Source organism: Cystobacter fuscus (assembly GCF_002305875.1).
GTDB classification, from domain to species: Bacteria; Myxococcota; Myxococcia; order Myxococcales; family Myxococcaceae; genus Cystobacter; species Cystobacter fuscus_A.
Window position 1 is genome coordinate 9,770,658 of the sequence record NZ_CP022098.1, and the last position, 12,469, is coordinate 9,783,126.

At 70.0% G+C, this 12,469-nt stretch carries 11 protein-coding genes; 4 read left to right on the top strand and 7 right to left on the bottom strand.

Translation table 11 applies throughout. The features are described from left to right. The first annotated feature begins 50 nt into the window (after positions 1-50). Positions 51-1,454, top strand: a complete 1,404-nt coding sequence (locus tag CYFUS_RS39540) for a hypothetical protein (protein ID WP_198316300.1) — start codon at positions 51-53, stop codon at positions 1,452-1,454. A 99-nt stretch (positions 1,455-1,553) separates the two neighbouring features. Here CYFUS_RS39540 and CYFUS_RS39545 read toward each other — a convergent pair whose 3' ends face one another. From CYFUS_RS39545 to CYFUS_RS39560, 4 genes are all read right to left on the bottom strand, one after another. After that, a complete protein-coding gene (locus CYFUS_RS39545; protein ID WP_095989901.1) occupies positions 1,554-2,609 on the bottom strand; it encodes an SPFH domain-containing protein in 1,056 nt (351 codons plus the stop codon). Positions 2,610-2,795: 186 nt separating this feature from the next. Further along, positions 2,796-3,596 (bottom strand): ABC transporter permease subunit, encoded by an 801-nt coding sequence (locus CYFUS_RS39550; protein ID WP_095989902.1) that lies wholly within the window; start codon positions 3,594-3,596, stop codon positions 2,796-2,798. Next, the gene (locus CYFUS_RS39555) at positions 3,593-4,528 is read right to left on the bottom strand and encodes an ABC transporter ATP-binding protein (protein WP_095989903.1); all 936 of its coding nucleotides are present in this window, start codon (positions 4,526-4,528) and stop codon (positions 3,593-3,595) included. The genes CYFUS_RS39550 and CYFUS_RS39555 overlap by 4 nt, the downstream gene beginning before the upstream one ends. Continuing rightward, a complete protein-coding gene (locus CYFUS_RS39560; protein ID WP_095989904.1) occupies positions 4,525-6,813 on the bottom strand; it encodes an ArnT family glycosyltransferase in 2,289 nt (762 codons plus the stop codon). Before CYFUS_RS39560 ends, CYFUS_RS39555 begins: the two co-directional genes overlap by 4 nt. Positions 6,814-7,122: 309 nt before the next feature. On the opposite strand from CYFUS_RS39560, the gene CYFUS_RS39565 reads away from it, so the two are divergent. Together CYFUS_RS39565 and CYFUS_RS39570 are read left to right on the top strand one after the other, a co-directional pair. Further along, a complete protein-coding gene (locus CYFUS_RS39565) occupies positions 7,123-8,844 on the top strand; it encodes an FHA domain-containing protein (RefSeq protein WP_232537078.1) in 1,722 nt (573 codons plus the stop codon). A gap of 91 nt (positions 8,845-8,935) precedes the next feature. Further along, positions 8,936-9,529, top strand: a complete 594-nt coding sequence (locus CYFUS_RS39570; RefSeq protein ID WP_071904721.1) for a response regulator — start codon at positions 8,936-8,938, stop codon at positions 9,527-9,529. Between the two features lie 27 nt (positions 9,530-9,556). On the opposite strand, the gene CYFUS_RS39575 is transcribed toward CYFUS_RS39570, so the two are convergent. The 3 genes from CYFUS_RS39575 to CYFUS_RS39585 all read right to left on the bottom strand — a co-directional run bounded on the left by CYFUS_RS39575 (position 9,557) and on the right by CYFUS_RS39585 (position 11,968). Continuing rightward, a complete protein-coding gene (locus CYFUS_RS39575; protein WP_095989906.1) occupies positions 9,557-10,327 on the bottom strand; it encodes an enoyl-CoA hydratase/isomerase family protein in 771 nt (256 codons plus the stop codon). Between the two features lie 14 nt (positions 10,328-10,341). Beyond that, complete coding sequence (locus tag CYFUS_RS39580) at positions 10,342-10,554, bottom strand: biotin/lipoyl-binding carrier protein (RefSeq protein ID WP_095989907.1); 213 nt, start codon at positions 10,552-10,554, stop codon at positions 10,342-10,344. 64 nt (positions 10,555-10,618) lie between these two features. Then, positions 10,619-11,968: an acetyl-CoA carboxylase biotin carboxylase subunit gene (locus CYFUS_RS39585; protein WP_095989908.1), complete on the bottom strand. Its 1,350-nt coding sequence runs from the start codon at positions 11,966-11,968 to the stop codon at positions 10,619-10,621. Positions 11,969-12,118: 150 nt separating this feature from the next. On the opposite strand from CYFUS_RS39585, the gene CYFUS_RS39590 reads away from it, so the two are divergent. Continuing rightward, positions 12,119-12,469 (top strand): hypothetical protein, encoded by a 351-nt coding sequence (locus CYFUS_RS39590; RefSeq protein WP_232537079.1) that lies wholly within the window; start codon positions 12,119-12,121, stop codon positions 12,467-12,469.

Below are 12,469 nucleotides of genomic sequence, written 5' to 3' on the forward strand. Positions count from 1 at the left end.
CCGGCTCGCGCGTCCTCGGGCTGGTGGTTTTCCTTCGCATACTGTCCTGGTTGCCGCTGAGCGCGGCTGGCCTGCTCTGGGCCGCGGTGCTCGGCCTCGTGGCGCTCTGGCCCCAACACCCCACGGGTGCGCGCCAGTTGAGCTGGCGGGGTGCGACCGGCCAGCCGCTCGCTTCCACCCCGAGTAGCTGTGGCGGCGTCACCCGCTTTCCCCTGCTCGTCGATCAGGACCGGGTCTGGCTCCCCTGCCCGGCCGCGCCGGACCTGCCCACCGGCACCTTCGCCCTCCTCCTGCCCCGGCGCGGAGAAGCCCGCCTCCTGGAGCCACTGCCGGAGTTCCTGGCGCTCGATCGGGTGGAGGGCCTGCTTCCGGGGCCTGGCGGGCGCGTGGGAATCGTCTACCGGGCGAGCGCTCGCACATTGGTGCCGGGCGGAGGGAAGGACGTGCTGGTCGCGGCCGTGGCGGACGCGGAGGGCTGGCGGGAGCTCCCGGAGCGCCTTCCGGGTGGCGCGGGCAGCCGCCTGCTCGGCCTGGGTTGGGCGGGCTATCGGCTGGAGGTGGCGCTCGCGCCCACGCGAGGCCAGGACACGCGCGCCAGGGCCGCGGACGCGGTGCTCGTCCGGGTGGGCGACAGGGACCTGCCCCGCATCGTCACCCGCGAGGAGATGTGCCTGGATCGCACGGACTGCGTCGTGCGCGCGGCCTGGAACGCGAGCTTCCGCGGCTGGCGCTTCCTCGTCGAGGACGGAGGAACCCTGCGCGAGGTCGAGGAGAGCGGGGCGGGCGAAGCCGCCGGACAGTCCCTCCAGGTGCTGGCCGGGCTCGATCTGCGTGTGGCCGGACGCATGCGCCCGCCGAATCTGCCGGCCACCCACCGGCTCGAACCCGATGGCAGCATCCTTCCCGCGCAACCTCCGCCCTCCGGGCTGCACCCCCTGCCCTCCTCCCTGGTGGTCGGGGACACCCGGCTCGAGACCCTCTCCCGCTTCGTACCGGAACCGGGAGAGGGCCTCGTCCATGAATGGCGCGGCCAGCGGTGGAACACGGTGTCCGGTGCGGATGGCCTGCTCCGGGTGGGTGAAGGCACCGGGGCCCTGGCCGCCGTCGCGCGCCTCGAGAGGCCCTGTACCCACCTCGCCTCCGGCTTCCTCGTTCCCTCGCGCCGGGGCCTCACGCTGCTGGGCCCCGAGGGGTGCCACGTGGGCCTCACCGCCTCGGGACAGCGCGCCGATCCGCTCAACCTCCTCGAGCACCTCGAGTACGCCCGCCGCCCCCATGCGCTGCCCGCGCTGCTCTTCGTCGTGCTCGGCTTGCCCGCGCTGCTCATCCCGGCGAGCCTGTCGCGCCGGCCACGGGCTCGCGACCACCGGCTGTTCGTCCGCGCATTGCTCGCCTCCTGCTATGTGCTCGGCGCCCTGCCGCTCCTGTCGTGGCTGTGGCCGCTGCTGTCCTGACGCCCAGCCTGAACGAGGACCCCCGAAAAGCACGAAGGCTTCCGCCCGGAACACGGACGGAAGCCTTGGAGTGAGCCACCCGGAAAGGGGTGTGCGGAACTACAGCAGCTTCATCAGCTCGGCGCGCTTGGCGTTGTACTCCTCGTCGGAGAGCACGCCCGCGTCCTTGAGCTCCTTGATCTCCTTGAGCCGCTGCGCCGGGCTGCGCGTGTCGGCCGGAGGGGCCGCGGCGGGAGGAGGCTGCTGGGGCTGCTGGAACTGCGGCTGCTGCTGGTTCTGGTTGTTGGCGAACATCTGGGCCATGCCGAAGCCCATGCCCATGCCCATCCCCTGCAGCGCGCCATCCGAGCCGCCACCGCCCTTGGCCATGCCCTCGGACGCGCCGAGCATCGCCTGACCCTGGGCGTACTGCTGGAAGCCACCGGCCAGCCGCGAGTAGGCCACGTCCTTGGAGAGCTTCTTGAGCGTGGCCTCATCCTCTTCCTTGATGCTGACGTGGAAGTTGCCCATGCGCACCACGGTGAGGCCGTAGGTGTCCACATGCGGCTTGAGCCCGGCGATGACCTCGGTCTCGATCTCCTCGGTGTACGCACCGCTCGTCACGTCCAGCAGCGGCCAGCGCTTCTTCACCAGCAGCTCGGCGATGCGATCCCGCGTCACCTTGAGCACCTGGCTCTTGAACCAGCTGACGAACTCCGCGTTGTTGGCGCGGCCCATGCCCACCAGGCCCACCACGAGCTTCTCCGGCTCCGTCACCCGGATGGAGAAGTCGCCGTACACCATCGTCCCGATGCCCAGCCCCGTCTCCGGATCGCGCACGTCACCGATGGGGCCGCCGAACTTCAGGCCCGTGAACTCGCGCGTGGAGACGAAGAAGATCTCCGCGATGAACAGGTTGCCACCGGTGAAGCCCTCGACCAGGCGGCCGATGAACGGGATGTTCTTGGTGTCGAGCTGGTGCCGGCCCGGTCCCAGCTTCCCCTCCACCTTGCCGTCCTTCACGAAGAGGGCGACCTCGTCCGCGTCGACGGTGAGCTGGGTGAGCATCCGGACGTTCTTCTCCGGATACTTGTAGACAATCTCGCCCTTCGCCTCGTCGGCCCGCGCGATGAAGTTGCGCTGCGACTCGCCCTTGATCGTATCGAAGAATCCCATCGTGCTTTCGTCGCCTCCAGAGAACGCGTCGACCACCGGGAGTCCACGCCGCGTCCCTACTTCAACGCATGACGCGCGAACCTATTGCATGTGGGCGATGCCCATACACCCCGCCCGGTCCCTGGAAACATGCCAAAGGGCCCGGTCGTTTGCCAGTCAACCGGTTGAGCGGGCGTCATCTCGCGGTCAGCCCCAGCGGCTGAGGAGCCGCTCGCGGTCGAGCAGGCGGACACTGGCCCACAGCAGGGCCACGTCCAGCAGGAGCACGACGGCGCCCTGCACCGCGTAATAGATGGGACCGGCGTTGAGGACTCCGGCCACCTGCCCCGCCACGAGGCCCACCAGGGGCAGCACCACGAGCGCGGAGAGCTGCTGGGCGGTGCGCGCCTCGGCCACGCGCGCGGAGATGAGCACCGCCACGCCGTTGCCGAAGAAGGCGAAGAGCGGCGCCAGCACGAGCACCCCGAAGGTCCACAGGGCATTGGGCATCAGCAGCCCCTGGCCCAGGGGCCAGCCCACCACGTCCACGCCGATGCACAGCAGGAGGAAGGCCACCCAGGAGATGAGCACCGCCGGGACCAGTGACGCGAGGCTCTTGCCCGCCACCAGCTCCATCGCCGTCACGGGCGAGGCGAGCAGCGGCTCCAGCGTGCGCCGCTCGCGCTCCCCCGCGACGCTCTGCGAGGAGACGAGGATGGGGACGAAGACGGGCATCACCAGGAACATGCCGAACCAGTCGAGCAGGGTGCGCTCCACCAGGAAGCGTCCCGCGTTGGCGTTGAGCGGCAGGGTGGGATCGTAGAAGAGCGCGACGACGCGCAGGTTGCTGTCGTCGGGGTTGCGCGTGTACGTCCAGACGACCACCACGGGCACCACCACGAGCACCAGCGGCAGCGCCGCCATGGCCAGCAGCAGCGACGGGTTCTTGCGCAGGTCCAGGAAGTCCTTCCAGAAGACGGCCAGCGCGCGCCGGGGATGGAAGCTCATGGGGCTCCTCGTCCTTCCGCTCGTCCTTCACGGATGAGTTCCAGGTACACCTCCTCGAGCGGGCGCTGGGCGGGAAGCGCGCTGCGCACCCGGGCTCCCGCCCCCACCAGGCACGCCACCACATCCGGCGCCTGGGACTCGTCCGCGAGCATCACCCGCAGCCGTCCACCCTCGGCGAGCGAGGACGGGGCGAAGGGCAGCGCGGCCAGCGCCGGGACGAACCGCGAGGCCTCGCCCTCCACGGACACATCCAGCGAGCTGCCCGTGCGCCGCAGCTCACTGAGCGGGGCGAGCGCGAGCAGCCGCCCCTTCACCACCGCCACGCGCGTGCACAACCGCTCCACCTCGGCCAGGTTGTGCGAGCACAGCACGAGCGTGCGACCCTCCGCCGCCAGCTCCGCCACGGCGTCGCGCACGGTGCGCGCGGACTCGGGATCCAGACCGCTCGTGGGCTCGTCGAGGAAGATGACCTGGGGCTCGTGCACCAGCGTGCGCACGATGGCGAGCTTCTGCCGCATGCCCTTGGAGAAGCTCCCACAGGGCTCGTTCTCGCGGCCCCCGAGACCGAAGCGCTCGAGCCACGCCTGGGCCCGGGGCCACGCCTGGCGCTCATCCAGCTCGTGCAGCTTCATGAAGAAGCGCAGGTTGTCGCGCGCGCTGAGCCGCTCGTAGAGCCCGGGTTGTTCGGTGAGCAGACCCACCGTGCGGCGCAGGGCCTCGCCCTGGGTGCGCACCGAGTGGCCCCAGACATGCGCCTCGCCTTCGGAGGGCTGGAGGAGGCCCGTGAGCATGCGCACCGTGGTCGTCTTCCCCGCGCCGTTGGGCCCGAGCAGGCCGAACACCTCGCCCGGGCGGACGTCGAAGGACAGCCCCTGCACCGCGGTGCGGGAGCCAAAGCGCTTGGCGAGGCCTTGAACGGAGATGCCACTCAATCGATGGTCACCAGGACGAACTTGTTGTTGATGTCGCGGTCCACGACCGTCACCACCTTGTCGGTGCCCGCGTTCTGACGAAGGATGCCCAGCCGGTTGTGCTCCACGAGTGCCCACTCGCGGCCGGGCTGCTCCACGAAGGGCCGGAGCTTGGGCGTCTCGCGGATCTGCTTCACCGTGTTGCGCGAGTAGAACGTCTCCCCGCGCCAGTTCATCAGGTAGGCGGCGATGGGCTCGTCCGGCTTGCGCTGGGCGTAGTAGCGCCAGAACAGATCGCGCTGGGTCCAGTGGTGGGACAGGTCCACCCAGTGCCCCCAGTTGAACCAGAGGGCGAAGCCGGCCGCGAGGGCCCAGAAGGTGCCGTACAGCATCACCCGCGCGCGCAGCAGGCAGGCCACCACCGCCAGGCCGCCGGCCACCGTGAAGGTGAAGCCCAGGGCCATCTTCACGTTGACGGGCTCGGACAGGGACTTGAGCAGTCCGTCCGCGGACACCGGGGCCGTCACGCCCCGCGCGAGGGCCCCACCGCCCACCAGCAGGAGCAGGACACTGAAGCACCACAGCCCCGTGCGCGACTCCGCCCCGGCCCGCGACGCCTGCCAGGCCACCCAGACACCCACGAGGATCAGGGCCCCGCCCACCAGGGGGGTGGCCGGCACCGAGCCGCGCGTGGCCATGGGCACGAAGAAGGCCACACCCAACGCGAGGCTCAGCCACGCCGTCGCGCGCGCGGTCGGCGAGGCACCCGACTTCGGGAGAAGCACGCCCAGCGCGAGGTAGGCGCCCACGGCCAGCAGCACCAGCGTGAGCAGGTCCCCCACCCAGAGCGGGCGCGAGGCGAACATGGCGATGGGCTTGGTGACGAGCTCCATCGGGTAGGGCCGGTCGTAGTTGTAGACGAAGAGGTCGGTGAAGTCCTTCGGGTGGTTGGCCAGGTCATGGCCCACGAGCAGGAAGAGGATGAACCCGAAGACGAGGCTCACCGGGTGCTCGGAGATGCCCTCCTCCCACAGCCGCTCCACGAAGAGGGCGAGCAGGATGCCGAGGCCCGGCAGCACCGGGAAGACGTAGTGGTGGAACTTGGTGGCCGAGGAGGCCAGCAGGGTGAAGGAGAAGGCCACCCACAATACGGCGATGAGAGCCAGGTGCTCGCGCTTGTCCCGCGAGCGCGGGCGCAGCCGCGACACCACCGCGAAGGCTCCCGGCACCAGCGCCACCCAGGGGAAGATGGCGAAGCCGCCCTGCTCGATGAAGTAGACGAAGGTGCCGCCCGGCGTGGTGGTGTGCACGCCCGCGCTCAGGCGGTTGAGGTGGTCGTGGATGAAGAAGCGGTACCAGAAGAGCTTGCTCTCGTCGTCCACGCCGTCGAAGAGGCACAGCACGAGGTACCAGGGCACGGCCACCGCGCAGAACACGAGGATGCCCGTGCCCAGCTTCATCGTGTACATCTGCGCCCACAACACCGGCATGGGGCGCTGTCCGGCACGCACCTCGGCGCGGAAGCCGCGCTCCAGCAGCCAGCGCAGGTGCGCGTTGAGGCTCGCGCCGTCGTAGGGGATGACGGCGAAGAGGGCGTAGAGGATGAGGATGACGGCCGGCAGACCCACGCCCAACAGCCCCTTGGCCAGGGTGGACAGGCCCGCGAACACGTAGAAGGCGTACCACCACGCGGCGCGGTGCCGCGTCTTGTCGTCGAGCTGGCCGATGAGCGCGCACGCCATCGCGCACATGAGCGTGGTGACGAAGGGCGTGTCCGTCACCGTCTGCCGCGTGAGCAGGAAGTAGAGCGGCATGGTGGCCACGATGAACCCGGTGGCCAGCCCCGCGCGAGTGCCCACCACCCGCGCCACCGCCAGCGCCAGCAGCGCCACCGCGGTGATGCTCAGCAGCGCGAAGGGCAGCCGCATGCCCCACTCCGTGTAGAGCCCCAGCGCGCCCTCGGAGCGCAGCGACCCCACCACCTGCATGCCCAGCGCCTGCATCCACATGGTCAGCGGCGGCTTGGAGAAGAACCACGCGTTCTCCCAGTAGGGGAACACGTAGTCGCGCCGCTGCACCATCTCGCGGCCCACCTCGCCGTAGTGCGTCTCCCAGGGATCCCACAGGCCCACCGCGCCCAGGTAGGGCACGAAGAGCAGGGCCGCGAAGGCGGCCGTCGCCAGGGCCACGCGCCACGAGGGCTCCAGCGCCATCCATCGGCGGGCCCACGGCTCCTGGTGAATGCCCTTGCCGAGAACGGCCTCGGTGAGGGATTGGGGCTCCTGCTGCGCTCCGGTGCTCGCCACGGGGAAGCTGCCTCCATCCGCATTGTCCCGGACACCGCACCCGGGTCGCGGACTTATATCCCCGCCCCGCCCCCGGGTGTGCACCTTCACCCGCGCGCCCGCTCCCCGCGCCAGGGCCCGGCTCGCGGCCAGATGTCCGATGGACAACCGAGCTGTCAAGATCCCTTCTTGTCGGAAAAGCCCTGTCTTTTAGGACGGATACCCTTCTTGAGGTGCCCGGGGGCGTTCTGCTATAGCTGTAAGGGGACCCAACCCGTGCTGAAGCTCATCATCGAAGACGACGAAGGGCGAAAGACCGTAGTTCCCTTCATGCGCGACGAGATCACGATCGGTCGTCAGGAGGGGAACACCATCCGCCTGACCGAACGCAACGTGTCTCGCCGACACGCCCGCCTGTTGCGCCAGAACGGGCACGTGCTGGTGGAAGATCTGGGCAGCTACAATGGTGTGCGCATCAACGGAGAGCGCATCCAGGGGCCTGCCCAGGTCGGGGACGGAGATCTGATCCAGATCGGCGACTACGATCTGGCCGTCCAACGCGAGGTACCGCAGCCCATCGCGCCCACCATCCGAGTTCCCGCCTCGGCCCTGCAGGCGGCGATCGCCCAGGCCGAAAGCGCCGCCGCGGCCGCCGCCGCCGCCGAGAGCGCGGCCGGCGAGGAGAGCGAGGAGGACTCGGAAGACAACAACGAGGACACGCCCGCCGACGCCATCGGCGAGACCACCACGGTGCTGCCCGGCAGGCAGCGCCGCCAGTCCACCGCCGTCATCCGCCTGGATCAGGTGGAGATGAACCGGCCCCGCCGGCTCGAGAACGTGGAGCCCGAGGATGCGCCGCGTCTGATCGTGGTGAGCCCCGAGTTCAAGGGCCAGGAGTTCGTCTGCATCCGCACCGAGATGCGGGTCGGCCGCACCGAGGACAACGACATCGCGATCGACCACCGGTCGCTCTCGCGGCTGCACGCCAAGATCGTCCGCGAGGACACCGGCGAGTGGCGCATCATCGACATGCAGTCGGCCAACGGCATGAGCGTCAACGGGGAGATCTACGCGCAGGCCTCCCTGTCGCACGGAGACATCGTCGAGCTCGGCCATGTGAAGCTGCGCTTCGTCGGCCCCGGGGAGAGCCCCTCGGGACTGGTGAACGACGCGGCGGCGAAGGGCTCGAAGAAGGGGCTCGTGCTGACCCTGGCCGGTCTCGTCCTGGTGGGCGCGGCCGGAGGCGCCGCCTGGTTCCTCTTGGGTCAGACGCCCTCCAGCCCGGAAACCCCCGTGGCGGTGACGGAGCCGCCCCCGGAGGAGGCTCCGACCCAACAGCCCGACACCGCCCCGCCGCCCACCGAGCCCGTGGTCAACACGACCCCGCCGCCCACCGCGGCCGCGGCCCCGAGCGAGGAGAAGCTCCAGCTCATCCAGGACGCCATCACCAAGCGCGACTTCAACACGGCCGTGGCCCTGCTCGAGGCGATTGGCACCACCGGAAAGCGTTCCGCCCGGGCCGAGGAGCTGCTCAAGCAGGCCCGCTCCGAGCAGGAGGCGAGGAAGAACCTGGACCAGGCCCGCCAGGACTTCGAGGCGGGCAAGCTGCAGGACGCCCAGAAGGGCCTCGCGGCCGCCGCGACCACGGTCGCCTTCGCCAGCGAGCGCACCGATCTCAAGGCGAAGGTCGACACGGCGCTCAAGGCGGCCGACAAGCCCACCAACAACACCCGGCCCGCGGCGGGTACGCCACAGCAGGCGAGCGCGGCGACCGATTCCAAGGCACTGCTCGAAGAGGGCAAGGCCCTGCTGCGTCAGCAGAAGTACCAGGAAGCGGAGTCCCTCTTCCGCAAGTGCATCGCGGTCGATCCCAGCAACGCGTCGTGCAACATGTGGATGGGCACCACGGTGGCCCGGTTGGGTAACTTCGAGAAAGGCGCTCAGTTCTACCGGGAGTTCCTGAGGTTGGCGCCGAACGATCCCAACGCGGGCAAGGTCAAGAAGTTGATCGACGATTACGAGAAGAGTTTGAAAACAGGGGGCGGCAAGTAGCCCACGGGACGCGTGCCGCGCGCGCCGTCCGCATGGCGCGTCCCTCCCCCCAGGGCCACGCGCCGCCCCCCCTACCCGAAGGAGCAGGTTCGTGCAGATCCGTATCCTGGTGGTCGATGATGAGCAGGACAACTGCGACTACCTCAAGCTCGTCCTGATGCGGGAGGGCTACGAAGTCGTCACCACGACGGACCCCACGAAGACGGTGGAGATCCTGCGCAGTGCCGACTTCCACCTCGTCATCCTGGACATGATGATGCCGGTGATGTCGGGCACCGAGGTGCTCGAGCAGATCCGCAAGTACGACACGGACGTCGCCGTCATCGTCGCCACCGCCTACCCCACGGTGGACACGGCGGTGGCCTCGCTGAAGAACCAGGCGAGCGACTACGTGAAGAAGCCCATGGAGCCGGACCAGTTCCTCGGCGCCGTGCGCAACGCGCTCGCCAAGAAGGGCCTGTCCCAGGATCCCGAGGCGGATCTCCACCGCGCCATCGGCCGCACCATCCGCGATGCGCGCAAGACGCAGGATCTCACGCTCAAGCAGCTCGCGCGCCGCACCGGGCTGTCCGTGTCGTTGCTGTCGCAGATCGAGCGCGCCGAGTCCTCCGCCTCCATCTCGTCGCTCTACAAGATCGCCTCCGCCCTGCAACTGCGCATGGGCGAGCTGTTCGGCGACACCTGAGCGCCCACGAGGCGGGGCTCCCCCGCCTCACTGGCCGCGGAAGCGGGGCGGACGTTTCTCCAGGAACGCCGCCCTGCCCTCGCGGGCATCCTCGCTGGCGAAGGCCCGCGCCCGCACCTCGCGCAGCCGCAACGTCTCCTCCTCGGACAGCGCGGGCCGCGTGAGCAACCGGAAGGCCTCCTTCATCCCCGCCACCGCCAACGGCGCCTGGGCGGCGAGCGTCCGGCAAAGCTCCAGGGCCCGCGCGTCGGCCTCGTCCCCGGGAAGACACTCGTCCAGCAGGCCCCAGGCCAGCGCCTCCCGGGCGTCCAGCCGACGCCCGGTGAGAAACAGGTTCTTGGCGCGCGCCACCCCCACCAGCCGGGCCGCGCGCGTCAGCCCCGCCGGAGAGTAGACGATGCCCAGCCGCGCCGGCGGCATGCTGAAGAGCGCGTCCTCGCCCCCCACGCGGAAGTCACACGCGGCCGCCAGATCGAAGCCCGCGCCAAAGGCCGCCCCGCGCACGAGGGCGACGCTCGGCAGCGGCAGGGCCTCCAGCCGCTCCAGGCACGCCATCAGCGCGTCATCCGGCAGGCGATCCGCCGACGGCGCCGACAGCAGGTTCAGGTCATAGCCCGAGCAGAAGGCGCCCGCCTCGCCCTGGAGGAGCACGACGCGCGCCCGGCCCGGAGCCGAGGCCAGCGCCTCGTCCAACCGGGCCACCTGCTCGTCATCGAGCGCGTTGCGCCGCGCCGGGTTGGACAAGGTGAGCACGAGCACCTCGTCCCGCGCTTCCACGTGCAAGGCGGACGGCCGCACCCGCGACGCTCCGCCTACCCGAGCACCACGAGGACATCGCCCTCGTTGACGGGCTGGGACTCCCTGCACCGGATCTCCTTCACCGTCCCGCCCTCCTCCGCCTCCACCGGCATTTCCATCTTCATGGACTCGAGGATGACGAGCGTGTCTCCCGCGGAGACCTGCTGCCCGACCTTGACCTCGATCTTCCACACCGTCCCGGTGATGTGCGCCGCCACGTCCGCCATCGCTGTGCTCCTCCTGGAGTGCTGCGTGTCTTCCTCGTGTTGAAAGGCTCCGCCCCGCCGCGCGCTACGGCTTCGCGTGCTGCTCCAGGAAGCGCGTGTTCAGGTCTCCCGCACGGAAGACCGGGTCGCGCAGGATGCGCAGGTGCAGGGGGATGTTCGTCTTGATGCCCTCGATGCGGTAGCCCTCCAGCGCCTGGATGGAGCGCTCGATGGCCTCGGCGCGCGTGGCCCCGGAGACGATGAGCTTGGCGATCATCGGATCGTAGTTCGGCGTGACGGTGTTGCCCTCGACGTAGCCCGAGTCCAAACGCACGCCCTCGCCCGTGGGCGGCTGGTACACCTTGAGCGGCCCCGGCGAGGGCAGGAACTTCACCGGATCCTCCGCGTAGATGCGGAACTCGAGCGCCGCCCCGCGCCGCTTCACGTCCTCCTGCTTCACCGTGAGCCGCTCGCCGGCCGCGATGCGCAACTGCCAGCCGATGAGATCCAACCCCGTGGTCAGCTCCGTCACCGGGTGCTCCACCTGGAGCCGCGCGTTCATCTCGATGAAGTAGATGTCCCCGTCCGAGTAGAGGAACTCCACCGTGCCGGCATTGGCGTAGCCGAAGGCCCGCGCCGCGGTGAGCGCCGCCGTGAACAGCTTGTCGGCCAGCGCCGCGTTACGCCCATCCGCGAACAACGGCGAGGGCGCCTCCTCCACCACCTTCTGGTGCCGACGCTGGATGGAACACTCGCGCTCCAGACCGTGGATGAGGTGGCCGTGATGATCCCCCAGGATCTGCACCTCGATGTGACGCGGCGCCGGGAAGTAGCGCTCGATGTAGACACCCTCGCGGCCAAAGGCGGCCTTCGCCCGATCCGTGCACTGACGGAAGACCTTCTCCAGCTCGGCGGGAGAGTTCGCCGCGGCCATGCCGATGCCACCACCACCGCCCGCGGCCTTGCACAGCACCGGGTAGCCGATGCGCTCGGCGGCGGAGCGCGCGGACTCCACGTCCGGCAGCACGTCCTCGGTCCCGGGCACCACGGGCACGCCCGCGGCGGACACGAGCTTGCGCGCCTGGCTCTTGTCCTTCATGCGCAGCATCGCCTCGGGCGGAGGACCCACGAAGGTGATGCCGGCGGCGTGGCACGCGCTGGCGAACTCGGCGCTCTCTGACACGAAGCCGTAGCCGGGATGCACCGCGTCCGCGCCCGTGGCCTTCGCCGCCGCGAGCAACGCCGGGATGTTCAGATAGCTGTCCCGGGCAGGCGCCGGTCCCAGGCGCACCGCCTCGTCCGCCTCGCGCACGAAGGGCAGCTCCGCGTCCGCGTCCGAATAGACGGCCACGGTGCGAATCCCCATCCCCTTGGCCACCGCGTTGATGCGTCGGGCAATCTCACCCCGGTTGGCGATGAGCAGCTTCTTGAACATGGCGGGCGTCCCCCTGCGTGAGGTCGGGCAAGGTAGACCCCGCATTCCAAGCTGACAAGGAGACAACGCACCCGCTGTCGGGAAGTTGCGGGCATGTAGGTAAATGGCGTAGGTTTCTGGGCCGTGACGCCAACCACGACAGGAAGAGTGGTGGATCTCCAGGGCGCGCGCCTCGAGCGGCGCTTGGAGATGTACCGGGCCCGGGTGACCGAGCGCCTTCGCACCAACCGAGCCGCCGTCGAGGCCCTCTACGCGGGAGGGAACCTCTTCTCGCCGCAGGGCACACGCGCGGGCCGGGCGCTGCTCCGGGCACACCAGCTGCTGCAACGCGCCCACGGCCTGCTGGAGCAGCTCTCCGGCGACGGCGTGGTTCCCGCGCCGCGACTGCCCGAGCGCATCGACGAGCACTACCGCGAGCTGGACACGCTGCTCGCGCGCAGCGACGCGCTCTCCGGCCGACACCACCGGGCGGCGAGCGTGGCCCACCTTCCCGGCCGCTAG